The sequence below is a fragment of the Hahella sp. CCB-MM4 genome, from assembly GCF_002260525.1.
Classification (GTDB): domain Bacteria; phylum Pseudomonadota; class Gammaproteobacteria; order Pseudomonadales; family Oleiphilaceae; genus Hahella.
The window spans coordinates 186,319-211,227 of the sequence record NZ_MRYI01000008.1; the positions used below are offsets into that span (position 1 = coordinate 186,319).

At 51.9% G+C, this 24,909-nt stretch carries 20 protein-coding genes and 1 pseudogene; 9 read left to right on the plus strand and 12 right to left on the minus strand.

The window, feature by feature from the left end:
- The first annotated feature begins 68 nt into the window (after positions 1–68).
- The 3 genes from BTA51_RS15675 to BTA51_RS15685 all read left to right on the plus strand — a co-directional run bounded on the left by BTA51_RS15675 (position 69) and on the right by BTA51_RS15685 (position 3,121).
- On the plus strand, positions 69–2,138 hold the full coding sequence (locus BTA51_RS15675) for a diguanylate cyclase (protein WP_168188195.1): 2,070 nt from the start codon (positions 69–71) through the stop codon (positions 2,136–2,138).
- A gap of 100 nt (positions 2,139–2,238) precedes the next feature.
- Complete coding sequence (gene smrA / locus BTA51_RS15680) at positions 2,239–2,820, plus strand: DNA endonuclease SmrA (protein WP_094708844.1); 582 nt, start codon at positions 2,239–2,241, stop codon at positions 2,818–2,820.
- 64 nt (positions 2,821–2,884) lie between these two features.
- Positions 2,885–3,121, plus strand: coding sequence for a hypothetical protein (locus tag BTA51_RS15685; RefSeq protein WP_094708846.1), 237 nt, complete (start codon positions 2,885–2,887; stop codon positions 3,119–3,121).
- 155 nt (positions 3,122–3,276) lie between these two features.
- On the opposite strand, the gene BTA51_RS15690 is transcribed toward BTA51_RS15685, so the two are convergent.
- Positions 3,277–4,299, minus strand: a complete 1,023-nt coding sequence (locus BTA51_RS15690) for a DUF2804 domain-containing protein (protein WP_094708848.1) — start codon at positions 4,297–4,299, stop codon at positions 3,277–3,279.
- A 194-nt stretch (positions 4,300–4,493) separates the two neighbouring features.
- On the opposite strand from BTA51_RS15690, the gene BTA51_RS15695 reads away from it, so the two are divergent.
- The 4 genes and pseudogenes from BTA51_RS15695 (at position 4,494) to BTA51_RS15710 (ending at position 9,437) form a co-directional block, all read left to right on the plus strand.
- Positions 4,494–5,822, plus strand: coding sequence for a sphingomyelin phosphodiesterase (locus tag BTA51_RS15695; RefSeq protein WP_094708850.1), 1,329 nt, complete (start codon positions 4,494–4,496; stop codon positions 5,820–5,822).
- 200 nt (positions 5,823–6,022) lie between these two features.
- A pseudogene (locus BTA51_RS15700) lies at positions 6,023–6,469 on the plus strand ((2Fe-2S)-binding protein); the annotation flags it as partial.
- A gap of 165 nt (positions 6,470–6,634) precedes the next feature.
- Positions 6,635–8,854 carry a xanthine dehydrogenase family protein molybdopterin-binding subunit gene (locus BTA51_RS15705; protein ID WP_246841056.1) on the plus strand — a complete coding sequence of 740 codons (2,220 nt, stop codon included), beginning with the start codon at positions 6,635–6,637 and terminating at the stop codon, positions 8,852–8,854.
- Positions 8,855–8,861: 7 nt separating this feature from the next.
- Positions 8,862–9,437 (plus strand): NTP transferase domain-containing protein, encoded by a 576-nt coding sequence (locus tag BTA51_RS15710; RefSeq protein WP_094708854.1) that lies wholly within the window; start codon positions 8,862–8,864, stop codon positions 9,435–9,437.
- 29 nt (positions 9,438–9,466) lie between these two features.
- On the opposite strand, the gene BTA51_RS15715 is transcribed toward BTA51_RS15710, so the two are convergent.
- Both BTA51_RS15715 and BTA51_RS15720 read right to left on the minus strand, forming a co-directional pair.
- On the minus strand, positions 9,467–10,834 hold the full coding sequence (locus BTA51_RS15715; RefSeq protein ID WP_094708856.1) for a wax ester/triacylglycerol synthase family O-acyltransferase: 1,368 nt from the start codon (positions 10,832–10,834) through the stop codon (positions 9,467–9,469).
- 14 nt (positions 10,835–10,848) lie between these two features.
- Positions 10,849–12,063, minus strand: coding sequence for a PilT/PilU family type 4a pilus ATPase (locus tag BTA51_RS15720; RefSeq protein WP_094708858.1), 1,215 nt, complete (start codon positions 12,061–12,063; stop codon positions 10,849–10,851).
- A gap of 241 nt (positions 12,064–12,304) precedes the next feature.
- Here BTA51_RS15720 and BTA51_RS15725 point away from each other — a divergent pair, with 241 nt between their 5' ends.
- The gene (locus tag BTA51_RS15725) at positions 12,305–14,845 is read left to right on the plus strand and encodes an EAL domain-containing protein (RefSeq protein ID WP_246841057.1); all 2,541 of its coding nucleotides are present in this window, start codon (positions 12,305–12,307) and stop codon (positions 14,843–14,845) included.
- 127 nt (positions 14,846–14,972) lie between these two features.
- Here BTA51_RS15725 and BTA51_RS15730 read toward each other — a convergent pair whose 3' ends face one another.
- The 3 genes from BTA51_RS15730 to BTA51_RS15740 all read right to left on the minus strand — a co-directional run bounded on the left by BTA51_RS15730 (position 14,973) and on the right by BTA51_RS15740 (position 17,791).
- The gene (locus tag BTA51_RS15730; RefSeq protein ID WP_094708862.1) at positions 14,973–15,860 is read right to left on the minus strand and encodes an OmpA family protein; all 888 of its coding nucleotides are present in this window, start codon (positions 15,858–15,860) and stop codon (positions 14,973–14,975) included.
- Positions 15,861–15,974: 114 nt separating this feature from the next.
- Positions 15,975–16,745: an alpha/beta fold hydrolase gene (locus tag BTA51_RS15735; protein WP_094708864.1), complete on the minus strand. Its 771-nt coding sequence runs from the start codon at positions 16,743–16,745 to the stop codon at positions 15,975–15,977.
- Positions 16,746–16,750: 5 nt separating this feature from the next.
- Positions 16,751–17,791, minus strand: coding sequence for a M14 family zinc carboxypeptidase (locus BTA51_RS15740; protein ID WP_094708866.1), 1,041 nt, complete (start codon positions 17,789–17,791; stop codon positions 16,751–16,753).
- A 237-nt stretch (positions 17,792–18,028) separates the two neighbouring features.
- On the opposite strand from BTA51_RS15740, the gene BTA51_RS15745 reads away from it, so the two are divergent.
- Positions 18,029–18,859 carry a hypothetical protein gene (locus BTA51_RS15745; protein WP_094708868.1) on the plus strand — a complete coding sequence of 277 codons (831 nt, stop codon included), beginning with the start codon at positions 18,029–18,031 and terminating at the stop codon, positions 18,857–18,859.
- A gap of 262 nt (positions 18,860–19,121) precedes the next feature.
- Here BTA51_RS15745 and BTA51_RS15750 read toward each other — a convergent pair whose 3' ends face one another.
- The 6 genes from BTA51_RS15750 to BTA51_RS15775 form a co-directional block, all read right to left on the minus strand.
- Positions 19,122–19,331, minus strand: a complete 210-nt coding sequence (locus tag BTA51_RS15750) for a cold-shock protein (protein ID WP_094708870.1) — start codon at positions 19,329–19,331, stop codon at positions 19,122–19,124.
- A 306-nt stretch (positions 19,332–19,637) separates the two neighbouring features.
- Positions 19,638–20,567: a carbohydrate kinase gene (locus tag BTA51_RS15755; protein WP_094708872.1), complete on the minus strand. Its 930-nt coding sequence runs from the start codon at positions 20,565–20,567 to the stop codon at positions 19,638–19,640.
- A gap of 61 nt (positions 20,568–20,628) precedes the next feature.
- On the minus strand, positions 20,629–21,576 hold the full coding sequence (locus BTA51_RS15760; RefSeq protein WP_246841058.1) for a substrate-binding domain-containing protein: 948 nt from the start codon (positions 21,574–21,576) through the stop codon (positions 20,629–20,631).
- Between the two features lie 118 nt (positions 21,577–21,694).
- A complete protein-coding gene (locus BTA51_RS15765; protein WP_246841059.1) occupies positions 21,695–22,489 on the minus strand; it encodes an ATP-binding cassette domain-containing protein in 795 nt (264 codons plus the stop codon).
- Complete coding sequence (locus BTA51_RS15770; RefSeq protein ID WP_094708878.1) at positions 22,486–23,574, minus strand: ABC transporter permease; 1,089 nt, start codon at positions 23,572–23,574, stop codon at positions 22,486–22,488. The genes BTA51_RS15765 and BTA51_RS15770 overlap by 4 nt, the downstream gene beginning before the upstream one ends.
- Positions 23,575–23,679: 105 nt before the next feature.
- On the minus strand, positions 23,680–24,702 hold the full coding sequence (locus tag BTA51_RS15775; RefSeq protein WP_246841060.1) for a sugar ABC transporter substrate-binding protein: 1,023 nt from the start codon (positions 24,700–24,702) through the stop codon (positions 23,680–23,682).
- Positions 24,703–24,909: the final 207 nt, after the last annotated feature.

Genomic DNA, 24,909 nt, shown 5'->3' on the forward strand with positions numbered 1-24,909 from the left:
ACCAGATCGGATGCCGTTTGATGTAATGACTATGAATAATGTCTTCACTCAGGGAAACAACCAGCTGCATGAGTAAGAATCTTCAGCGGGTCAACCGGCGGCATTTGTTGTGGTTGAGTCTTCGGTCTTCCTGGCGGGACCATCCGCGATTGCTTTCGTTTGTTCAATTACAGTCGCTTGTTCAATTACAGCCACTTGCTCAACTACGGTCATTTTTTCAACTACGGTCATTTGTTCAACTACGGTTATTCGAACAATTACAGGCAGTCATTCGATGTGTGGCGGTATTGTGCTGGCTGATTTCGGTAAATGTTTCGGCCTCGCCGGTCGTGATCGCCGGTGACAATTTCCCCATATCACCGGGGACCCAGTGGTACTACACCAGCCGGTTGGATGAAACCGCCCGGCTTCGTGAGGCTCTGGACGACTTTCGTCAAGGTGGCTGGACCCAGGTCAACGAGGACACACCCAATTTCGGAATAAACCCCCGTCCTTTCTGGTTTACCTTTGACGTGGTGAGTCCCGTTGATCAGACAATATTGGTAGAAATCGCGTATGCCTTGCTGGATGGCATCGACTTCTATGTGGTTGATCGGGATACCATCAAGCAGACCTATATCACCGGAGATCATTACTATTTCTCCGAACGTCCCGTTTATAACCGTAACTTCCTGTTTCCGGTTCCTTTGGAAGCCGGTCAGACGCTCAGGGTGATGTTTCGGGTGCAGACCGACGGGTCACTGCAGGTTCCTCTCAATATCTGGAATCGGACCGCGCATGAGAAAGCCAATCAGGACTTGTTGACGCTGCATACCTTTTTCGCTGCCATCATGATCACGATCGCCATCTATAACCTGATGCTGTTTATCAGTAGCCGGGATCCGGTCTTTTTCTATTACGCGGCCTATGTCTGCTGTCTGGCGATGACACAACTGGCGTTGCGTGGTTACAGTTATCAATTTCTCTGGCAGGAATCGCCCTTTTGGAATGAGCGAAGCCTGATGTTCTTTGCTGGAATGGCGGTCTCCCTGGGAGCACTGTTTGCCCGATATTTTCTTATGCTCCGGGAGGCTGGACGGCTGGTTCAGTCCGGTTTCTATTTTATTTTGGTTGCGGGCCTGATCCAGAGCTTGCTGAGTTTTGTCATTCCCTATTCGATCAGTGTCGTGACAGGGATTCTTACCGCCGCTGCAGGTTGTGTGGTGATGTTCCTGTTTGGGCTTAATGGCTGGAAAAGGGGCTTGAAGGCAGGGAAGTTTTATACCTTTGCCTGGACAGTGTTCCTGATCGGAATGTTTGTTGCTTTGATGGCCAAATTGGGGTTATTGCCGCGAACCAATCTGATTGAATATGGTCCGGAGCTGGGGGCGGCTATCGAGGTGATACTGCTGTCCTTTGCCGTGGCCGACCGGATGAATGAAGAACGGCGGCAACGGTTGATCGCCCAGGAAGAAGCACTGATCAATGAAATCAAGCTGCGGGAGGTGCAGGAGCGGGCTCTCGAAATGCAGAACGATGCTAATCAAAGGTTGGAAGAGAATGTCAGAACCCGCACGTTGGAACTCCAGAGTGCGCTTGAAGAACTGTCTGCGGCCAACGCCAAGTTGAAAATGCTCAATACCATTGATGGCTTGACCCAGGTGCGCAACCGGCGTCACTTTGATGAGACGCTTGCGGTGGAGTGGTCGAGGGCCAAGCGTAATCGGGAGTCTTTGGTGCTGATACTGTTGGATGCGGATCACTTCAAGAATATTAACGATACCTATGGTCATCTGGCGGGAGATGAATGCCTGAAGTCGCTGGCCCGGGTTCTGGAAAATCAGATCAAGCGCCCGACTGATTGCATTGCCCGATATGGTGGGGAAGAGTTTGCCATTATTCTGGCCGATACGGATGAGGAGGGAGCCATTCAGGTTGGTGAGCGGCTGCGCAAGGCGGTGGCTGCCAAGCCTGTTGATGCGGAAGGGGTGTCTATTGAACTGACCATCAGTGTGGGTATCGGTTACGGTATTCCGCAAGCCGGGGAACCGGTCGAGCGTCTGCTGGGGGCGGCGGACAAGGCGCTGTACAAGGCTAAACAGGGGGGACGTAATCAAGTGGCATTGGTCAACCTGGAAGAGAAACCTCTCAGTGCCTGAAATTTGCACGGGTTGGTTCAATTACTGATTTTTAAGCGCCTTATCGCTGCTTTTCCATAACGGGTTCGATAGAATACCGGGGAATGAAGTGAGGTGACCCGTGCCCGATAAACCCGACGATAGTTTTACTTCCGAAATGTCGGATGTGAAACCACTGGCCCCCCATAATCAGGCGGATGTTAAGAAATCCCGTGAAGAAACCCCGGGGCAGATTGCCCGGCGCCAGTCGGCAATCCGACATAAGTTGCTGGATTTAAATTTCCTGGCAACAGATGAACATATCGAGTTGCTTAAAAGTAACGATGTACTGGAGTACAAGAAAGATGGTGTTCAGCATGGTGTATACCGTAAGCTGAGGCTGGGGCAATACCAGATCGAAGCCCGTCTTGATCTTCACCGTAAAACCGTGGACGAAGCCCGCAGAGAAGTCTTTCAGTTTATTAAGGACTGTCTGAAATACGGTCTTCGCACGGTGATGATCCTGCACGGAAAAGGTGACCGCAACCAGAATCAGGAAGCTGTGATTAAAACCTACGTGAATAAATGGCTGCCTGAGTTTGACGAGGTTCTGGCTTTCCATACTGCCCAGAAACACCATGGTGGAACCGGTGCCGTTTATATTCTGTTGCGTAAGAGCGATGAAGAAAAACAGAATAACCGCGAGCGTTTCGGATTGAGGTAGGCGGCCTGACTTGTCATTTTGTGTACTGATAATTGAATAATTTAATGGTTTGGATACTGAATCAATGAAGAAAATACTGATAGCGAAAGCCTCAACTGTAATATTCACTTCAGCATTGGTATTGGCCGGTTGCGCCTCTGACGGCAGCTATCAAGGCCCTGAAATCTGGAAGGACAGCCCGGATCGTAACGAACCCAAGGAAATCTGGAATACCAACGGCCAGATCAAGGCGTCGCCTCCCAAGGTTATCTGGCGGCGCACTGACGGATCTGATGTGATTCCGCCCGTTGGTGGTAACTAACCACTCTTAGTCGGTGATAACTAGCCACAATTAGTCGGTGATAACTAACCACAATTAGTCGGTGGTAACTAACCACAATTAATAGTAACTAATCACCTGTAACTAGCCACTATCACTAAAAGTAACTAGTCACCACTTTTATTAATGGTAACTCGTTACCACTTTGCATAATGGTCCTCGGCGAAACCGGGCTGGGCAGAGAGTTCCAGCACCTCGCCGGAGGCCAGTTGCAGTGTTCCTGAATAGAGCCCGAAATACTGCCTGAAATTTGAGGCGATCAGCAGGAAGTTCTCTTTACTGGTTCGTTTCCCCAACGGGCTGAATGTGAGATTGATTGACCCGTCTTCAGAGCACACCACCCAGTCGCTGTCCGTCCTGCTTCTGGAGAAGTGATATTGGACCGGCGGGAGAGTGATGGTCTGGCCGCGGTGCCAGAGTGTATTTTCCGTCATACCGGTTTCATTCACGCCATTGGCCAGGTTAAGTCCCACCGGATTATTGTATTGATCTGATCCGTTGATACAGGTCCACTTCCATACGGTTTCCCGACGCATAAAGCCGCAGGAATAATCAGATGAACCTCGGCACCCTCTCTCCTGAAGATCGATGCTCTGACCACCGGTTTTCAATGTTCCTGTGACCTCCAGGCCTGCCGATTTCTGTGTGAAAACCCAACCGTTATAGCCTGCCGGACAGCAAAGTCTCAGAGGAGTATGAGGGTTGGGAAAATCCAATTGAGCCTCCAGGTCCAACTTTCCCTTAACTCTTACTCTCACGAAGTGCCCATGGTTATCGCTCTTGAAGGTGAAGGCGGCCTGGCGGTTTTCAAAACGGGAGTCGTTCTGTTCCGGCGTCAGCCCGATACTGGTTTTTAGACCGAATGGCGCAATAAAACTGTATTCCTGATATTCCCCGGAAACCGTGTCAGAAACATAGACGAAGGCATTGGCTGCCCATTTCAAGTCCACAATGGCCATGCCTACATAGAGTGTCGGTGCGGTAATGCCAAAGAAATGAAACTGGTTAAAACGCATTTTTCGACGCCAGGAAGGGTAGGGCTTATCCATGGCATTGCGAAAGTCGAAGTCCAGGTAGTTAATTGCGCTGACCGGTTGGCTCAGTCTGCCGGTACGAGGTTGACCACTTGTGATGAGTGGTGAAGGGGGAAATGATGTCATTTTGTCTGAGTCGTCCTGCTTATTGATTGTCTTTTACTTGTCCATACCCGGAGTGATCTTAGCGATTGTTTTCACAAAGTTGAACAGAGTTAAATGAACGCCGTTCAATATGTGAGTTTGTTCCGAAAACGCGTATTTACATTCTGTAACATTCTTCTGCGCAACAACAATAATTAAAGCCTCAGGAGATCTGAATGAAAATATTCGCTGTGTTTATGCTGTCTGTGCTGCTGATCGGGCAGGCGCAGGCTGAATCCTATATTTATCTCACCAACAGCACGATGGATACGCTGACTATCGATGTCACACAAAGTGGGCACGATAATGTGGTGGAAGGGAATGAGTGGGAGCAGTTGGCTTATGAAGTGGCTCCGCTAGCGACAGTAAAGTTTTTACGTTTTAACCGGGACGAAGGGATCAAGTGGGGCAAGACCTACTATTTTGATTCGGTTGTCAGTGGCCCTACCGGAAACGTGGTGTTGAGACAGAAGTTGGAAGGTACCTGGAATTTCTCGAAGATGTGGCTCACGGCTGAGTCTGATCCCTGGTATTACGACCGGGACATTCACAATATTCCCATGGCATTTGAAGACCAGCCCTCAACCCTGGCATTCCGTTCCCAGGTGGCAAGAACCTCTGGGGATGACATCTACTATGTGATCAACAACGATTGGCAGCCGACTCAGCGGGAACCGGTATCCAATAACTTCAAAGTGCTTACCTACAACACCTGGGCGTTACTTCCCGGTTTGATAGCCAAGAACACCCATGACCGTCTCCATGGTATTTCTGATCTTATGAAAGGCTATGATGCCGTCGTATTCCAGGAGGTGTTTGATCCTATTCTGACGGCGGAATTCCGGGATCGTCTGCAGGAAGAGTATCCCTATCTGACGGAAATCCCTTTCAAGCTGGGTAAGATTCTGACCGGTGGGTCTTTCATTGCCAGCCGCTGGCCGGTGCTGGAGCAGGACACTCAAGTATATGATGCCTGCCGCAACGATGGCTGCTTTGCTTCCAAAGGGATCAACTACGCGAAAATCAATAAAGGCGGACAGATTTATCATCTGTTTGGTACCCACACTCATGCCTACACCACCAGTGAGGATATTGCTGTCAGGATGGATCAATTGGCGCAGATGAAGCGTTTTGTGGACAGTAAGAATATTCCGGCGGGTGAACCGGTATTAATGGCCGGGGATTTCAACGTGGACAGAATTCATTTTCCCGCAGAAAGAGAAGACATGCTGAGCATTCTGGATGCCTCAGAGCCGGAAGCCTTGGGTGAGTATCCTTACAGTTATGCCGGTCTGGTCAACGTATATGCGGATGATGTTTACAACGAATTTCTGGACTATGTGCTTTACTCCAACCAGCATCTGGCACCCCTATACAGCTATAACCGGTTACGGGTTCCGCGTCTGGTGACTTCAGAGCACTGGGGAAGCTGGGATCTCTCGGACCATTTTCCTGTGGAATCTGAGTTTGTGTTCCCGGTTCCCGGACTGCCGGTTGCCGACTAAACCCAGAAAGGGCTGAACCGGTTATGAGGTTATCCGCATAACCGGACATTGATCCTCGGCGTACTCCTTGTTGATGGCCTGGCCGTTAACAGCCAGACCGTTGGAGGGCAGTCAGGTGATTGCTAGACAGGTGACCGGTGGTCAGTTAGTATGGCTCGACATGTCGTCCACTGGCAGCTGGCCTGGAATGCTGAGGATCAATGATGAAAATAAAAATTAATGGCACAGAACGGGAAGTGAATGTATCACCCGAAACCCCGTTACTGTGGGTTATTCGTGAAGAACTCAAAATGACGGGCACCAAATTCGGTTGCGGCATGGGACTGTGTGGTGCCTGTACCGTGCATCAGAACGGTGTTGCGATCCGTTCATGTATCACGCCGGTGAGTTCCGTCGTAGGGATGGAAATCACGACTATAGAAGGCATCGGTGATGAACAGAATCCTCATACGTTGCAACAGGCCTGGCAGGACCTGAATGTTCCTCAATGTGGTTATTGCCAGTCCGGCCAGTTGATGTCCGCCAGTGCGTTGCTGGCGCAGAATCCAAATCCTTCCGACAGCGATATCGTGAATGCCATGTCCGGTAACATCTGTCGTTGCGGCACCTATCCCCGAATTAAGAAAGCGATCAAGGTGGCTGCCGAAAATCTCCAGGCATCAGTTGTCGAGTTTTCTCCGACCTCTCAGGTCACTGTGCAGAACCCCGTTCAAAGCTCTCAAGCCCCGGCTCAAGGCTCTTATGGTCCGACACAAGGCCCTGATGCTCCGGCACAAGGCCCTGATGCTCTGGCGCAAAGATAGGTGAAGACGATGGAGAATATGATGCAGACAGACAAGGCTTTGAACCAGGTTTCTCTTAACCGTCGGGATTTCTTTAAAGTATCCACCTCCGCAGCGGGTGGCTTGATGATAGCCCTGAATCTGCCGGGGTGCGCTTCTGTTCCTGCCGGAAGTAAGGAAGATTCGCTGCGACCGAATGCCTGGTTGGAGATTACCACCGACAATCGCGTGATTTTTACTTTGGACCGTGTGGAAATGGGCCAGGGTACCTATACCGGTATGTGCACTCTGCTGGCTGAAGAACTGGATGTGAATCCTGAGTCCATCGAGGTGGTATTTGCGCCGGTTGATGAAGCCTACAAGCATCCGGAATACGGCCTGCAGATGACTGGCGGCAGTAGCAGTATGCGCGTGATGAGCCCTCTGATTCGTGAGGCCGGGGCCGTCGGACGTGCCATGCTGGTTGCGGCGGCTGCTCAGGTATGGGAAGTCTCGGCAAGTGATGTTCAGACTCGGGACGGAAAGTGTCTGGACGGGCAGGGGCGTTCGATGGCCTACGGTGAACTGGCTGAATTGGCCGGACATCAGAAAATGCCGGACAGTGTTCCATTGAAAGTTGCGGGTCAGTTCAAATATATCGGCAAATACAACAAACGGCTGGATGCCAAAGCGAAAAGTTTTGGTACTGCAGAGTTTGGTATCGATACCCAGTTACCGGGAATGGTATATGCCGTGATCAGCCGCCCGCCCATGGTGGGTGGTGTGGTGAAGTCATTCGATGCCTCGGATGCCGCTGCCATGCCGGGAGTGATCAAAGTCGTTCAGGTGCCGCGTGGAGTTGCCGTTATAGCGGAACAATACTGGCAGGCCCGGCAGGCCCAGCTCAAGCTGAAAACGGTTTTTGAGGCTGGAGACATCGGTAAACCATCGGATGACGATGTATTTTCCCTATATGCAGAAGCGTTGGAGAAGGGGGGCTCAAAGGAGCGGGAGGAAGGTGATGTTGCACTGGCGATCACGCAGGCGACTAAAACACTCACGGCTGAATACCATGCCCCGTTTCTCAGTCATTCTCCCATGGAGCCCATGAACTGTACGGCTTGGGTTCGCGACGGACGTTGTGATGTCTACGCTTCTACCCAGGTTCCGGATATCGCACGCGCGGTGGCAAAACGGGAGAGCGGACTCGGGATGTCGGATATCCAGGTTCACTCTACCTTTATCGGTGGTGGATTCGGCCGTCGTCTGACCCAGGAATTTGTGGCGGAAGCCGTATCCATCGCGGTTCATATCGACCGACCGGTCAAACTGATCTGGTCCCGGGAAGAAGACACGCGGCATGGTGTATTTCGTCCGGCAGCGCTTCACCGCCTTACCGCGGCATTGGATGAAAACAACCAGGTTTCCGCCTGGAAACACGAAATTGCCTGTCCTCGGATCCTCGATCACTATGCCAAGGATGCCGCTGGAGCGATTGTTCCAGGCTGGGCGCCGCAGTTCATGGTGAAGGTTGGCGCAAAACTGGCGGCGTTAACGACAGCGGACTCGTCACCAACAGAAGGTGCCGTAGAGTTGCCTTATGTGATCCCCAATATCGAGGTTTCCCACGCTCAGGCTGATGCCGGGATTCCGGTCAGCTTCTGGCGTTCGGTCGGACATTCCCATACGGCCTTTGCTGTTGAGTCATTTATTGATGAGCTGGCTCTCCAGAGTGGTGGGGATGAGGTCGCTTTCAGATTGAAACTGCTGGCCGATCGACCCAGAGACGTCGGGGTTCTGAAAGCTGCTGCAGCAAAGATAGACTGGAGCAAGCCTCCTGCCAAGGGTGTGTTCCGGGGAGTGGCTGTCCATGAAAGCTTTATGACCCATGCGGCCCAGATTGTGGAGTTGTCTGTTAAGAACAATCAAATCCAGGTTCATAAAGTGGTATGTGCGGTTGACTGTGGTCAGGTGGTGAATCCGGATATGGTGGAAGCGCAGGTGGAGAGTGCCGTGATATTTGGTCTGTCAGCGGCCCTGTATGGGCAGATCTCCTTCCAGGACGGAGAGGTGCAGCAATCCAACTTCCACGATTACCGGGTCATGAGGATGAATGAAACACCTGAAATCGAGGTCGTTATCGTTCCCAGCCAGGAATCCAGTAGCGGTATCGGGGAGCCTGGTGTACCTCCAATCGCTCCAGCCGTTGCCAATGCCGTATTCAGGGCGACAGGTAAGCGTATTCGTAAACTGCCAATTGTGTTGAGCTGAAGCAGCCATGGGATGGCTGATACTCTGTGCCGGTCAATCGAGCCGTTTCGGAAGCAATAAACTTCTGGCGCGGCTGGATAACGGCCGGATACTACTGGAGCAGACACTGGATCATCTTGTAGCCACTGGCATTCCAGTGTTTGCCGTGTGCCGGCAAGATACCCCTGAAGTCTATGAAATACTGGAACGCAAGGGACTGGAATATGGTATTGCCCCCCAGGCTCAGCAGGGTATGGGGCATAGCCTCGCTTGGGGGATTACTCAGGTCGTATCCTGGAATTGGGCTGGAATTGTTCTGGCAGATATGCCATTTATCGATGTTTCAACTTTGAAGAGGCTGGCATCAGTGGCTGATGCCGGAAATATTATTCTGCCGGAGTATCAGGAGGCGGACGGTCTTGCCAGAGCAGGACATCCCGTCATTTTTGGTCATTCATTCTTTAAGGCCATTCAGACACTGCAAGGCGACCGGGGAGCCCGGTCGTTACTTGAGCGTTATGCCGATAGCGTGATCAGGCAGCCGGTCGGCGATGCCGGCGTATTGTTGGATATCGATACCCCAGGCGATATACCCAGAGAATAGGCGTGTTTCCCACGCCTTTCGGCACGCGGCTAGATCCCGGCTGCGATTTCCAATTCCTTGATACCGCTTTCCAGATAGTCCAGCAGCCTTTGCATTGACGGTAGGGTACGTCGGCAGGCGGTTAGTCCGAATTCCAGATTATCCACATAGCTCAGTAAGGTAATATTAAGAGCAACCCGGTCAACAGGGATGGATACCGGATACAATCCCTCAAGCTTGGCGCCGTTCCAATACATGGGTTTGTCGGGCCCGGGAACATTGGAAATGATGACATTGAATGCCTGCCACTTGGGAGCCAGACCAGTCAGCATGTTAATGCCCGTTGGTGCCAGCGTTAGCGCCGTATAGTTGACTGCCTCCTCCTGGCTCATCTGTTTGAAGCGCTGTTTGGCTTCCGAGACAGAATGCTTGATGACTTCAAGCCGATGAGTCGGGTCGGCCAGATGGGTGCCCAAATTGGCCAGGATCATGGCGACCTGGTTGCCGCTATCACTGTCATCCTTGCGTATGGACATGGGCACCATCGCAATCAGCGGGCGATCGGGCAGTTCCTGCAGGCTGATCAGGTAATTCCTCAGTGCACTTCCGCATACCGCCAGAACCACGTCATTGAGGGTCGCCTTGAACACTTTTCCTATGGCCCGAATCCGTTCAATCGGGTAAGACTGGGCTGCAAAGCGCCTGGAACCGGTGATTTTCTGGTTGAGAACACATTGGGGGGCATTAAAAATAGAGACGAATTCATCACTCTTGCGCGACTTCGCCATGGCTTTGGTCATTTCACGGGCAAGGGTGGGGATGGTGGCGATCTGCTTTCCGGCGCCTTCCAGAAAATGCGCAATGCTCTGAATCGTATCACCCGGTGTGACCTCATTGCGTGGCCGTTTGTCTGATTTCATCGCCCAGATCGGTGGCATATCTGAACGCTCGGGATCGAAAGAGTAGGACTTCAAGGTCATTCTCATCGCAGCGATCCCATCCACCATGCAGTGATGGGCTTTATGATAGAAAGCAAAGCGACGGCCGCGAATACCCTCAATCAGGTGGGTTTCCCATAAAGGCCGCTCCCTGTCCATCAGGTTACTGTGCTCCGCTGATACGTGGGACAGCAGCTCTCTGATGCGGCCGGGCTTTGGCAGGGCCTCGTGGCGAAAGTGGTGCTCCAGGTCGAACTGCTTATCCGTTTCCCAATAGTATTGTCCCAGTTTAAAGTGCAGCTTCTGGTTGAAGGGGGGCTGGGGATCTGTGTAGGCGCGCATGATTTCGGCCAGTTCCGTCATGTATTTATTCCCGGCGCCTTCGGGGAAACTGAAAATATGCAACCCACCCACGTGCATGGGCTGCTGACGTTTTTCCAACCAGAGAAATACCTGGTCTACCGGACTCAGAGGTTTCATGGATACTTCCTGTTTTATATATTGTTTTCGTTATCGTCTTCGTCTTCTTCGATATCCTGCAGACTCAGGGATAAACCTGACAAAGGCTTGCTGGGCGCCGGAGCCGGCGCTGGTGCGGGAGCTTCCTCCTGCGAAGGCGGGGCGCTGGCTGCTGGAGCTGTCTCCTGCTGCTTGCCATGCAGTTTCAACCTCAGGCGCAGGTTGTTGGCCGAGTCCGCGTTACGCAGTGCTTCCTCTTCGCTGATCCGTCCTTCCTGTACCAGTTTGAAGAGTGCTGTATCAAACGTCTGCATACCCAGGTTTTCTGACTTCTGCATTGCTTCCTTGATGCTTTCTATCTCGCCACGCAGTATCAATTCGCTGATGGTGGGGGTTCCCAGCAGAATCTCAATGGCGGCCGCGCGTTTACCATCCACTGTAGGGATCAGGCGTTGGGAGACAAAGGCTCTCAAATTGAGTGCCAGGTCCATCAACAATTGGGGACGGCGTTCTTCCGGGAAGAAGTTGATGATTCGGTCCAGAGCCTGGTTAGCGTTGTTGGCGTGTAGGGTGGAAATACACAAATGGCCGGTTTCGGCAAAGGCCAGCCCGTGTTCCATGGTTTCCCGGTCACGTATTTCCCCGATCAGGATAACATCAGGAGCCTGTCGCAACGTGTTTTTCAGTGCCGCATGATAGCTGCGGGTGTCCACACCCACTTCCCGCTGGTTGATGATGCTTTTCTTGTGTTTGTGGATATATTCAACCGGGTCTTCAATGGTGATGATGTGGCCACCGCTGTTGGAATTGCGATGATCGATCAGGGCCGCCAATGAAGTGGATTTACCCGAGCCGGTGGCCCCGACAAACAGAATCAGCCCCCGCTTCGACATCATGACTTCTTTGAGTATTGGAGGAAGTCCCAGATCATCCGCGTTGGGAATGATCGTGACGATGTTCCGGGCGACGATGGAAATTTCATTTCGTTGCTTGAATATGTTGACCCGGAAGCGCCCGACACTGGGGATGCTGTAGGCGAGATTCATCTCAAGCTCTTCCTCGAACTGTTCCCTTTGTTGTTCATCCATGATGGATTCAGCAATAGATTTAATCTCTCCGGGCGGCAGTGGATTCTTGTCAATCGGTTTCAGTTTGCCGTGGAACTTGGCGCATGGAGGGGCGCCGGTGCTGAGGTAGAGGTCGGAGCCGTCGTTTTTTGCCAGAATTGTCAAATATTGATCGAAATTCATTTGTCAGCCTTTTGTGTATCCATAATTCATAACTTGGTTTCGCAGCTGTCTTTTAGAAATAGTCCATTGTCCCGTCTTGCGCCAGCAATTTGTCGTTCAACTGCTATAGTTATAGGACTTCAGGTCATTACTTATATGACATCGGGCATGTGGCGTCCTGCCGTGATTGAGCGCCATTCAGCAGGCTCTGTAACATAAGCCACCATTTGAATTTGTCGCATCTTATGGAGAGTTGTGCATATTGGGCCGATATTTTCTCCAATTCACGTTACTGGTAATCGTCTACCACCTGGCAACCCATCTGGGGCTTTTCGTTAAAGTCATATACGGCGATGTATCTCCTTTATGGCCTCCTGCCGGGCTGGCCCTGGCCATGGTCTGGTACAGTGGCTGGCGGTGGCTGCCGGTTACGCTGGTCGGTGAGGTTCTGGCGGCACTGGTGTTGGATCAACCTTTCTGGACAGGCCTTACCGGAGGCATCGGTATGATGGCGGAAGTTGTCGCTGCCATGATGCTGATCCAACTGAATCGTATCGACAAGGATTTCAACAGTATCGGCCAGGTGCTGAAGTTCTTTGGTATTGTCTGCATGGTTGCGCCCCTCGCGTCGGCTGCGGTGGGACTTGCGGGTTTGATGCTGTCAGGGCTGGTGACGGTCGGAGACTCCGGTCCGGTGTGGATCACCTGGTGGCTGGGGGATTCTGTCGGGCTGATGCTGATTACGCCGCTCATATGGTTCTGGTGGTATAAGCGACCCAATAATCCGGATTTGTTCCTGGGCTGGATGTCACTGACTTGCTTGCTGGTGGCTTTCTTCATCTTTGCCTATCTATGGTTTCCCGGACGCGGTTGGATGTTTTTCTTTCTGCTGCTGCCGTATGTGGTCTTTTCATCCATCCGAATGGGGAAACATGGCGCCAGTCTCAGTCTGGCATTAATGGCGGTGCTGGTGCTTGGCGAAGGTTGGGGTGGAGAAGCTACGGACTTTCTGCTGAGTCTCAAGATGGCATTTGTCGGCACCTGCTGCCTCACAGGCTACATGCTGGCTGTCATGATGGAATCCAATCGTCAGATGACGGTGTCTCTGGACAGTGATAAGTGGCGGTTGCAGACCACCTTGCAGTCAATTTCGGACGGTGTGGTCAAAGTGGATGACTACGGCGCCATAGTGTTTGCCAACCTTATGGCTGAGAAAATCCTGGGAGTGGAAGGTAGAGAGATCGAGGGCCATAGCTTTGACCGGTATTTCCGGTTTTACAGTCTGAATCATTCGGAAAAAAGGGTCAGGCCGGTCGAAGCCTATCACATGGTGGCGCAGCGCAAGGAAATGAATCAGTTGTGTCAGTTGGAACGGGAGGATTCGCGTACCAGTGTTCTTGAGCTGAGGATATGTCCGGTGTTGACGGACCAGGGGGAAAAGGCTGGAGGAGCGGTCATTGTTATACGGGACGTTACCGCGGATATTGAAGTCAGACGCCTGCTGGAGTTCCAGTCCAATCATGATCCGCTGACCGATCTTCCCAACCGGCGTGCGCTGGATGAAGCACTGAAACAGGCACTTTCATCATTACAGGACCCGGAAAGTCCATTGCTGGATGGTCCCCGCTCCCAGGGAGCACTTTTCTATATCGATCTGGATCAGTTCAAGTTAATCAACGATACCTGTGGCCATGAGGTTGGGGATCTGATGCTCAAGGCTCTGGCACTGGAACTGGCGGAGCTGATAGGGTCCAGTGCGCTGCTTGCACGGCTCGGAGGGGACGAATTTGCTTTGATGGTGGAAAGATGCACCGAGTCCGAGGCGGAAGGATTGGCGGCTGATCTTCATCGCTTTATTTCGGACTTTCAATTCCGCCATGAAGATCTGTGTTTTTCCCTTGGCTGCAGCATCGGCCTCACATACTTCAATCGTGATGACTATTCTCAACAAGCCGTGTTGTCCAGAGCGGATATCGCTTGTTACAAGGCCAAGGAGAAAGGGAGAAACCGAATCAGTGTATTCCGTGCGGAAGACTCGGAAATGCTCCGCTACAAAGGAGAGCTTGAGTGGATATCCCAGATCAAGAGCGCCATTTCGTCGGGAAGCTTTCAGCTCTATCAGCAGGGAATTTTTCAGGTCAAAGCTGATGGCTCCGTGGAGTCAGTGTTTGGATTAGAGGTGCTGATTCGGCTGGCACAACGAGAACAGGTGATCGCCCCGGGAAGTTTTATTCCGATTGCTGAGCGCTTTGGATACATGCCTGTCATCGACCGCTGGGTAACGGAAACCCTGTTCAGGAAGATTTGTCTGCTGCCTCCCACCAGTCAGATTTATAACATTAACCTCAGTGGAGCGACCTTCAACGACGACAATTTCTTTGGCGATGTGGAAAGCTGGGCGGATTCATACAACATCAACCGAAACCGAATATGCTTTGAGGTGACTGAGAGTGTGGCGCTGGAAGACATGAGTCGCACCCGGGAGATCATTCAACATTTTACTTCCCTGGGCTACCGGTTTGCTCTGGACGATTTTGGTAGCGGTACCGCGAGTTACGCTTATTTGAGCCAGCTGCCGGTGGACTACGTGAAACTGGACGGCAAGTTCGTCCGCTCCATTTTGCATGATCCTATTGCCACTGTGGTCATAGAGTCACTGGTCAATATTGCAAGACTTAAAGGAATGACCTGTATCGCGGAATGTGTCGAATATGAGGAAGAGGCCAAGATGCTGGTGGAACTGGGGATCACTCTGTTGCAGGGCTACTACTATGAAAAACCGATGCCCATGCCAAAGCAGTAGGGCATATCCAGTTTGAAGTCCTAATTTAGCGATCCCGGAAAACAAAGGGCCGGGAAAACAAAGGGCCGGGAAAACAAAAGGCCGGAAAATGGACCGATATCTGATAGAGATATCGATCCTGTTCGGCTTAGTTAGCAATGCCCACCACCTGGTTCGTGCTGGCAGGTTTGGTGTCACTGTTGCCGAAAGCCACCTGGTCACTCAGGTAAATCATTTCCACCCGACGATTCTTGTCATGCTGTGCGGAACTCAGCAGAGGATCACGACTACCCCAGGCAAATACTTCAATCTGCTCAGGCTTTACACCCGCAGCAATCAGCTCGTCAGCGACACGTTGAGCACGTTGCTTTGCCAGCTTTTCGTTGTAAGCGGGATAGCCCTGTTTATCGGTATGGCCATGTAGCTGGATATGGTAATTGGGGTGTACCGCAAGAAAGTCGGCATGTTTGCGAATATCAGCCTTTTGCATGGTATCAAGTGTGGATTGATCAAATCCGTAATAGATAATCCGGGGCTGTGGTGGCTCGATGGTCATCAGTCTGTCGACCTCCTGGTCTGAATTGCCCCTGGTTTGAGCTTCAAGTGCTGCCATTACCGTATCGTCCAATACTAATACTGTCATATCCTTGTCCTCTTCAAACCCCGGGGATGTTGTGTTTTGTTCATTGCTGCCATCGGTTATCTGTAAAGCGTCGTTTTCGTCGGAACCCCTCGATTCAGATGAGAAATGGTTCGGTTCTGTGCTGGAATTCGCATTTGGTGGTGTCGTCAGCCCATAACCGATCAGCTCATCTTCGTCTTCCTGGTAGGAGGCATCGTAAGCCTCTGACGGGGTGTTCTGGGACTCTGAACTATCTGCCATGCTGTAGCTGTCCGCCGCACTGTAGCTTTCGGAAGCAGTGGATTCCGGTGTTTCTGTCAGCGACTGGCTGCCACAGGCGGTCATCAGGGAGATAGCGGTGACTGCGATGCCGAATTTCCAAAACGGTTTGGGGGAGAAGTCTTGTTTGATCATGTTGTCCTCACTTGATTGGGTTAGTGAGGACCATTTAAACAGGGCAATATGGGGGCAACAGGGCAGCGGCCGTCATTGTGGTGACCAAATATGGCGAAATATGCCGCCCCCCCCTCAGGAGGGTAGCTTTTTCAGCCAGTCGACAATGTGTCTTGCCAGCCTTTCGGGATGTTCAACCGGAAGGTCGTGCCCTCCGGGTAGCTGAACAAAGTCGCAATTCCAGCTGTCAGCCATCCGTTTTGAACACACGGGATTGACCAGTTGATCATTCTTGCCGCCTATCACCAGCGTTGGGCATGCAGGTGCCGCTGTGGTCGGACATTTGTAACGTGCTGCTGCGTATAACTGGCGGCAGGCATTGTGATAGGAGATCGGGTATTTGTGACTCCAGTCAATCCAGGTCTCAAGACGCTCGGAGGATCTGTTCTCGGGTGAAAGAGTCAGTTCCATAATTAGCTTTTCCCGCTCCCGCAGACTTTTGCCCAGGTGTTTGAGCAGTTGGGGCCAGACCTTTGGCTGAAGTCTTTCCCATGGCCTGGCAAATGGTCTCATGCTCGAATTGATCAGCACCAGGCCATGGACTTGCCCGGGATTCTGTGTCGCCCATTGACGGGCTATCATTCCTCCCATGGAAAGGCCGATCAGGATTAATGGGGTGGAGTGTCCCAACTCTTCCTGCAATTGTTGATACATGTCTGGAATGGAAGCGGGAGTGTGCTCCTGGCATCGATGGCCGTTCCCCGGTATATCCACCATCGCCAGCTTATAATCCAGACCTTTCTCATGACATGTCGTCGAGAGGACTTTGGGGAATGTCTCCCAGTGGCGCTGATCTCTCATCCAGCCCCTGAGCAGTACCAGAGTGGTTTTGGAACCGGAAGGCATACCGTTCAGTCTCCGTCACCGGCAGGGTTCTGGTCGTACCACAGTGCCAGTGCTGCCAGTTCATAGTGAGCCCTTTGCTGAGGGTTGGGAACCCAATTCTGAAATGACCTTACCGCGTTTTTGAGAAAATCGATGAAAGTCAGGTGCCTTCTGAGTACCCGGCGGATTCGATGTGGCAGGATCGGATGAAAGAAGCCCAACAGTTGTACCAGTTGTCGGGGGTTCTTTTTGATCCACTGCCAGGAGCCCATCTCCATCGTCAGAGGCAGGAACACCCGTTGACGTTCCTGGGCCTCAAGATAGAGATAATCCCAGAGATCGCCGTGGGTGGTATACACCTGAGATTGAGGCTCAAAGGTGTAAACGTGGTTAGGGTAGGTCTCAAACAACAGATTGCGTAGAGCAAAGACCTCCGGCAGATGGTGAATCGGCTCTTTACTGTAGGCATAGGGGAACCAGAGCTGATCGTTGAATCCAAATCCCGAATGGCAATCCAAGGCCATACTGAAAGGCGCTGGCATAAGACGTTCCCGGACAAAATTACACAGTGCGACGGCCTCTGGCTCCATATAGTTTTGGTCACCGCGATACCAGGGAATTCTGGTGGTGAAGCGCTGCCCACCCAACAGCCAGGGGACCCGGGTTTCTGCATCAATGGGTGCATTACGCATCAAATCGACACCATTGCCGTTGGCGCGGGTTTTACGGATCATTCCGGCAGGATTAATCGCGGGCAGGAAATAAAGCTGAACGTGTTTAAGCTCTTCCCGCAGGGACTCGTCCCATGTGAGCTGCTTTAACAAAGATTCGAGATAGGCCAGAATGACCTGGGAACCGATTTTTTCCAGTCCATGAATTCCGCCGGTGAGGGCCAGTGCGGGTTTGTCTGGAGTGGCTGAGCCAACTTTCAGGAGGTAGAGAGGTAACTGATAGCCCCTGAAATAGACGGTCTCCAGTATCTCATGCTCGACAAACTGACCTCCCAGCTCAATCAATTGCTGGATTTTATTCAGTTCCTGAATAGGATAGTGAATTTTAGGATACATATTCCGCCGCTACGTTGGTTCGTTTCTTGATTTTGGGTTAGAGCCGAAACAGCGGACTCCAGATTATGTCAGAGGCATGACGATTCAATGACATATCAGGACCGGCTTTTGTTAATCTTTCTACATGTCTGACGGCCAATTCACAAGAGGGGTTGGATTCTTCCGGTTAGGCGCTATTCTTAAGGTCTGATGAAACGTCAACAGACCCTAGGGTTGTTGAGCTATGAGGTAGTTGTTATGAAGCAATGGATATTCGCAGTATTGCTTGCAGAAATACTGGTGCTGGGGACGGCAGGGCAGGCGGTAAGTGCAACACTGGCACCCGAGCATGAAATGCAACGGCTCCTGCTGGTGGCGGATGAAAGCATCAAGTCCATGGATTACGGCAAAGCTAAATCCGCTTTGGACAGGATTGGGGAACTGGCGATCGATCCCGAAGTGAAATACTTCTATTTCAAGGGGCTGGTCGATGCCAACTCGGGAGAACGTGAAGCGGCCCGCGATGCTCTGGTCGAGTATGTCAATCGAGCGGGAAGTGAAGGAGAGTATTACGAAAAAGCTCTTCGTATGATTACGGAACTCGATACCGAAAGAGCCGAATCAACACCGGCTAACAAGCCGGAAATCGACTGGAGTCAGGTGGTCACAAGTGAAAATGATCAGTACCTGGCCGAGTTGAAAAAGCTGTATCTCACCAATAGTGACGAGAAAGCCGTACTGGAGCATATCAACAGTATTCTGAAAGAGAATGTCTATGTTTCCGGGCGTATCCGTCATCTGGATAAGAATGAGGGACGGGTATTCCGTATCAGTACCAACAGCAAGGATGAATTGGTGGTGCAGGAGACGGATTATACGAAATCAGGTAATGCCAGCCATACACTGTCAAGACTGCCCGTTTTTGGGGTTGACCCCTATGTTCAGAGCGACTGCAATTTTGAGCGTCGGGAATGCTGGTTATGGCACCCGGTGGACAAGGATAAATGGATTGTCATTGCCGATAATCAGGAAGCGCTTGGTGAACTCTCTCGTGCTATGACAGCGCTGATACGGCTATTGCAGAAATAGAGATGACAGGATCGTGATAAAACCGCAGAGTCGCTAACGTAAAATCAATGGAGTGGCTATCGTGAAACCAAAGGAGTGGTTAGGGTTAAATCAAACTTGGGGAGCTGACTGCGTGGAGTGGTTGGCTTGCTGAAACGAAGAAGGGGAGGCACAAAGCCTCCCCTGCGAAATTCTGGTGCCCGCACTCACAGCTTTTTGGGGCAAAGAAACAGCCGGACCCGGAGATCCTCTCTTTTTAAGGAGAGCTGTTTGCTGTTGGGTATTACTCGGCTACTACGTTAGCCGCTTGAGGGCCTTTCTGGCCTTGTTCGATGTCAAAAGATACTTTTTGACCTTCAGCCAGTTTTCTGAAGCCTTCACCTACGATGGCACGGAAGTGAACGAATACGTCTGCACCGCCGTTGTCTTGAGTGATAAAGCCGTAACCTTTGTCTTCGTTGAACCACTTAACGGTTCCAGTTGCTTTGGACATGATGTTTCCTGAGTTTCTATATCAAAATATTACGTACGCTTACGCGTGTTTTGGCCGGAAGGGTAGAGATACTTATGAAGACAAGCAGGGATGACAAACTTCAGAACAACGGACTTACATTTCCCAAACCCGGTTGGACATTCGTCCATTTGGTTTGACCGATACCCAACAAAAGCTGGATATCTCGGATGAAGCGGTGTAGCGAAGTGTTCAGCGCTCAATGTTGCATAAATAGGTCTGATCCACAGGCCACATTCATCATACACCAAATTTGGTAAATGAAAAGAGTATTTTTTGACCGCCATCTCAATCCAGTTCATTGGCCCATGGTAGTGCAGGGTATGCACCAGGACGGGTCACGGTGATCGCCCCGCAACGGACGGCAAAATTTACCGCTTCCATGAACCCGGAATTGTCCCAATCAGGTAGTTGAGAGAGCTTGAATAACAGGCCTCCGACGAAGCTGTCACCAGCGCTGGTGGTGTCTACCACCTTGACTTTGGGGACCTCTATGGTCCACTCGGTATCGTCGTAATAACCCGTTACCGCCTTGCCTCCGTCGGTGATGACGATCAGCCTGTCTTCCACCCAGCTCTTAACCAGTGAAGACAGTTCCTGGTCTGGATACAGCAGCTCCAGTTCTTCACCGCTGGCTTTTATCACATCAGAAAGTTTTACGATGGCTGAAACCCGATCCGGTGCCTGCTCTGGATGCGCCCAGAGATTCTGACGGAAATTAATATCAAAACTGATTTTCCAACCCAGTGATCTGGCCTTGTTGACCACTTCCAGAGTGGTCTGGTAAATGCCGTCTTCGGTCAGGGTATTGGAGCACAAATGAAGAATTCCGGGCTGCGAGTACTGATCCCATTGAATCATCGAAGCATCAAACAGGAGATCAGCGGTATCTGTACGATAAAAACTGAAACTGCGCTCTCCCTCGTCATCCAGCAGAACAAAGGCCAGAGGGGTGGGGGCTGTGGGATGCTGATGCAACTGGGTCGTTTGTACGCCATAACGCTCCAGAGCGGCTTTCAGGAAGTCTCCGAAGGTATCTTTGCCGACTTGCCCGGCAAAATAGGCTGCTCCCCCGAGCTTTGCAATCGCGACGGCGACGTTCGCTGGCGCACCACCGGGGAAATGGGTGAATTGAGGGAGCGACAATCCATCAACGTCTGACTGTCCAGTCTGGAGGCAATCAATCAGGGCCTCACCAAAACAAAGAACAGGTTGCATAGTATCTCCAATCTGAATGAGCTTCTTAAACGGGCAATTCTGTCAAATGCCTGGGAGTATGTTAATCCCAACCATGGTAGAGGTGGACATTATTATCCCGTAATAGTTGTGTGGGGATCAGGATTTTGGTTTGGGCCGGCTGATGACCCGCAACCAGTTCGATGCCGAGATCCACGGCTGTACTGGCCATGGTGGCCGGGAACTGGGCTGCCGAAGCGGTCCAAACCGGATCTTTGGCTTTCAGGGCGTTGACCGCGACAGGCGCACCGTCCACTGAAGCAATGATAAAGTTGCCGCGACCGGATTGACGAGCCATGGCAGCCGCGCCAGAGGCCGTAGGGTCGTTAATGGCAAACACCGCATTGAGATTGGGGTAGCTTTCCATTAACAGCGCCATGGCCTCCATACCGCCTTCATAGCTTCCACCGCCACTAATGGAGTCAGATAGCAGGTAAATATCCGGATAGTTGTTCAGAACGGCTTTACAGCCGGCGACGCGCTCGACGACTGAGGAAACCGGTGGGCCGTTGATAATGACAATTTCCCCCTTGCCGTTGAGCTGATCGGCAAGGTACTCACAGGCAACTTCCCCCGCCTGGACATTATCCGTGGTGACGGTGGCATCGGCACCGGAAGCGTTCACATCAACCGCAACCACTTTGACCCCGGCGCGTTGGGCCTGGCGGATATAAGGTTCGATGGCATAGGGATCTGACGCGACCAAAATGATCAGGTCCATTTTCAGTTTGATGAATTCCTGAATCTGTTGCTCCAGCCGGGCTTCGTCATAGGCATTGGATTTCACCATGATGCGGACTGAGGTGCCGAATTTGTCCCGTATCCTTTGCCTTACGGTTTCGGCAATCCGCACAAAAAAAGGATTTCCCAGATCAGACACGCTGACTCCTACGGATTGCAGGGCAGGCTGTTGAGCTTTGTCTGCGGAGACGTGTTCCACTGGCAGTAGAGCCACCAGAAGCGGTAAAAGGAGTAATGACAGCCAGCGCATAGAGAGCGGCATCCCATATTTAGGCGGTTGTAAAAATCCGACACCCGTTTCCAGTCAGGTATCGGATTGATCTCGGGTGATTCAAGCCCATCGCAGGCTTTAGGTTAGCATACTCCGATCAGGCCTGAAGACTACCTGGCTGGTCCGGTTCCATCGCCCCGGTCATGATGGCAACGGCATCAGACATACTATGGGTTTTGGGGCTGATGACGGCAATGCGTTTGCCCAAGCGATGAATATGGATTCGATCAGCAACTTCAAACACATGGGGCATGTTGTGGCTGATCAGGACCACCGGCAGGCCTTTATCCCGGACCTGGCGAATCAGATTCAGCACTCGGCGGGATTCTTTGACGCCCAGTGCCGCAGTGGGTTCGTCCATAATCACTACGCGACTGCCGAACATGGCGGTACGGGCCACAGCTACACCCTGGCGTTGTCCGCCGGACAAGGTCTCAACGGCCTGGCCGATATTCTGTATGGTCAGTAGCCCAAGTTCGGACATCTTATTGCGGGCCGCTTCGTGCATTTTCTTCTTATCCAGCATGCGAAATACACGGCCTAATATTCCAGGCTTGCGGATCTCTCTGCCCAGATAGAGGTTATCAGCAATATTCAGGGCTGGGGACACGGCCAGATTCTGGTAAACCGTTTCAATGCCTTGAGACCGGGCGTCCAGTGGGTTCTTGAAGAGCGTGGCTTTGCCATCGACGAGGATTTCCCCCGCATCGGGCACCAGAGCCCCAGACAATGCCTTGATCAAGGAAGATTTTCCGGCGCCGTTATCACCGATCACAGCCAGGATTTCTCCCGGATACAGTTCGAAATCGGTGTTGTCGATGGCGGTGACACGGCCGTAGCGCTTCACCAGACCTTTAGCCTGAAGTACCGGGGTTTGTTCGTATCTGTTCATGATGACACCTTCCTGATCCATTGATCGATTCCGACGGCGACAATTATCAGCATTCCAACGGTGAATTCCTGCCAGAGCACATCCACGCCGGATAAAGCCAGGCCGTTTCTGAAGAGGCCGACTACGAGTGCACCGATCAGGGTGCCGTAGATCGACCCACGTCCCCCAAACAGAGAGGTTCCGCCTATAACAACTGCCGTTATACTGTCCAGGTTAGCGGTATATCCGGCCTGTGGGCTGACGGAGCCGATTCGCCCGATCAGTGCCCAGGCGGCAAAGGCACATACCACACCGGCCACCACGTACACGGAGAGCAGGATACGATCGGTTCTGATGCCTGCCAGTCTGGCAGCGTCCGGATCATCCCCGGTGGCATAGACATGGCGTCCCCAGGCGGTCCAGTTCAATGCATACCAGATCAGGACAAAGAGACCGACCATCATCAATGAACCATAGGAGAGCCGCGCGCCGAGAAATTCTACGGTGTGTCCGGTCCACTGCAGTAATGGTGCAACAGCTTCGATTTCCTGTGAACGGATAGTCTCGCTCTTGGAATACCAGAGGTTCAGGGCAAAGAAGATATTCCAGGTGCCCAGGGTGACGATAAAGGGCGGTAGCTTAAGCCGGGTGACCAATGCGCCGTTGATGGCACCGGCCAGGGCGCCGACGGCAAAACCGGCCAGGAGGGCCAGCGCCGGAGGCATGCCGAATTCCACTGCGAAGCGTCCCATGACCACTGTTGTCAGTACCATGATGGCCCCGACCGAGAGATCAATACCCGCGGTGAGGATGATCAAGGTCTGGGCAACCCCCAGAATACCGATGATGGTAACCTGTTGAAGCACCAGGGAAAGATTGAATGGATGCAAAAAGCGGTCGCCGACAATGATGCTGAATGCCGCGATAGCCAGAAGCAGTACCATGATGGGGGCTGCGGTAGGATTACTGTGCAGAATCCGGTGGATACGCTGGATGGGAGAGAGTTGCTGATCAAAGCGGGCAACATTGCCCTGAGCTTGGTCGGCGACCCTTTCATGGTCCAGCATTTGGCTCCCGGTCGGCGTAGGTTTGAGTATCTCGCTCATGTTAAGTCCCGCCACGTGTGTTGTTGAGTGGTTTGGAGGCAGTGTTTGGTTGGCGCGGCAGGGGATGCATATCCACCACCGCGCCGGTTTACGCTGGAAAAGCGATTAACCCCAGCACTTGTTCAGGCCGTCTTTGGAAGACGAGGAGGGGATGCCTGAGGACGGCTGATTGGTAATCAGTTCAACGCCGGTATTCACAAAATCCAGACCGGGAGTAGCAGAGGGCTTCTGGTGGCTATCGGCAAAGTTTTTCACCGCTTCGACACCCATGGATGCCATTTTGAGAGGGAACTGCATGGAGGTTGCACCGATGACTCCGGCTTCAACGTTACGGACACCTGGGCAACCGCCATCAACCGAAACGATCAACACATCCTTTTCCATACCGAAGGCTTTTAAGGCCTCGTAAGCTCCTGCAGCGGCAGGTTCGTTGATGGTGTAAACCACATTGACGCCAGGATCTTTCTGCATCAGGTTTTCCATGGCACGGCGGCCGCCTTCTTCAGATCCCAGCGTGACATCGTTGCCGACAATACGAGGGTCACTTTCGTCGCCAATATCATTGGGATCCTTCAAATCAATGCCGAATCCTTTGAGGAATCCCTGGTTGCGTGCCACGTCTACGGTGATTTCGCTGGCATTAAGATCAAGCAGGGCAATTTTGGCTTTATCGGCATTGGAACCGAGCTGCTGGCGAGCCCATTGACCGATTAATTCACCGGCTTTGAAGTTATCTGTGGCAAATGTTGCATCAGCAGCAGACGCGGGGCTTAACGGTGTATCCAATGCAATGACCAGCACACCGGCTTTACGGGCTTTTTCGATGGCTGGGACCACTCCGGCAGGGTCACTGGGGGTAATCAGAATACCTTTAGCGCCTGAGGCGACCAGATTCTCGATCGCCTGAACCTGGGAATCATTATCTCCGTCGTAGCGGCCAGCGAAGGTTCTCAAGTCCATGCCAAGCTCAGCGGCCTTCTGTTGAGCGCCTTCTTTCATTTTGACGAAGAAAGGATTGGTATTGGTTTTAGTGATCAGGCCGACAATTACTTTATCTGCGGCCAGTGAAAAAGGTGAGGCCAGTGCGGTGCACAAGGCCAAGGCTGAGCTGTATTTAGCAAGTTTCATATTTTTATTCTCCACTAGTTGCATGAATACAAATTGCATGAATACGGTGTTTTGAAGCCCTTTAAGGAGCTGAGGACAGCATCTCACCGGATTGCTAATGGGAAATTTCAATAAAACAGGAAACTCTGTAACAATTGTAATAATTGATAAATCTTTTATTTATCAAATGAATAGGTGGCGCGGGGCAAGGGGTAATTGTAAGAACTA

Excerpts from the sequence above, each read along its gene's own strand:
- BTA51_RS15715 (WP_094708856.1), bottom strand. The coding sequence starts at position 10,834 with ATGAAACCTCTGAGTCCGGTAGACCAGGTATTTCTCTGGTTGGAAAAA.
- BTA51_RS15695 (WP_094708850.1), top strand. The coding sequence starts at position 4,494 with ATGAAAATATTCGCTGTGTTTATGCTGTCTGTGCTGCTGATCGGGCAG.
- BTA51_RS15690 (WP_094708848.1), bottom strand. The coding sequence starts at position 4,299 with ATGACATCATTTCCCCCTTCACCACTCATCACAAGTGGTCAACCTCGT.
- BTA51_RS15770 (WP_094708878.1), bottom strand. The coding sequence starts at position 23,574 with ATGAGCGAGATACTCAAACCTACGCCGACCGGGAGCCAAATGCTGGAC.
- BTA51_RS15685 (WP_094708846.1), top strand. The coding sequence starts at position 2,885 with ATGAAGAAAATACTGATAGCGAAAGCCTCAACTGTAATATTCACTTCA.
- BTA51_RS15720 (WP_094708858.1), bottom strand. The coding sequence starts at position 12,063 with ATGAATTTCGATCAATATTTGACAATTCTGGCAAAAAACGACGGCTCC.
- BTA51_RS15755 (WP_094708872.1), bottom strand. The coding sequence starts at position 20,567 with ATGCAACCTGTTCTTTGTTTTGGTGAGGCCCTGATTGATTGCCTCCAG.
- BTA51_RS15750 (WP_094708870.1), bottom strand. The coding sequence starts at position 19,331 with ATGTCCAAAGCAACTGGAACCGTTAAGTGGTTCAACGAAGACAAAGGT.
- BTA51_RS15740 (WP_094708866.1), bottom strand. The coding sequence starts at position 17,791 with ATGTATCCTAAAATTCACTATCCTATTCAGGAACTGAATAAAATCCAG.
- BTA51_RS15735 (WP_094708864.1), bottom strand. The coding sequence starts at position 16,745 with ATGCCTTCCGGTTCCAAAACCACTCTGGTACTGCTCAGGGGCTGGATG.
- BTA51_RS15710 (WP_094708854.1), top strand. The coding sequence starts at position 8,862 with ATGGGATGGCTGATACTCTGTGCCGGTCAATCGAGCCGTTTCGGAAGC.
- BTA51_RS15730 (WP_094708862.1), bottom strand. The coding sequence starts at position 15,860 with ATGATCAAACAAGACTTCTCCCCCAAACCGTTTTGGAAATTCGGCATC.
- BTA51_RS15745 (WP_094708868.1), top strand. The coding sequence starts at position 18,029 with ATGAAGCAATGGATATTCGCAGTATTGCTTGCAGAAATACTGGTGCTG.
- BTA51_RS15675 (WP_168188195.1), top strand. The coding sequence starts at position 69 with ATGAGTAAGAATCTTCAGCGGGTCAACCGGCGGCATTTGTTGTGGTTG.
- BTA51_RS15765 (WP_246841059.1), bottom strand. The coding sequence starts at position 22,489 with ATGAACAGATACGAACAAACCCCGGTACTTCAGGCTAAAGGTCTGGTG.
- BTA51_RS15705 (WP_246841056.1), top strand. The coding sequence starts at position 6,635 with ATGGAGAATATGATGCAGACAGACAAGGCTTTGAACCAGGTTTCTCTT.
- BTA51_RS15760 (WP_246841058.1), bottom strand. The coding sequence starts at position 21,576 with ATGCGCTGGCTGTCATTACTCCTTTTACCGCTTCTGGTGGCTCTACTG.
- BTA51_RS15775 (WP_246841060.1), bottom strand. The coding sequence starts at position 24,702 with ATGAAACTTGCTAAATACAGCTCAGCCTTGGCCTTGTGCACCGCACTG.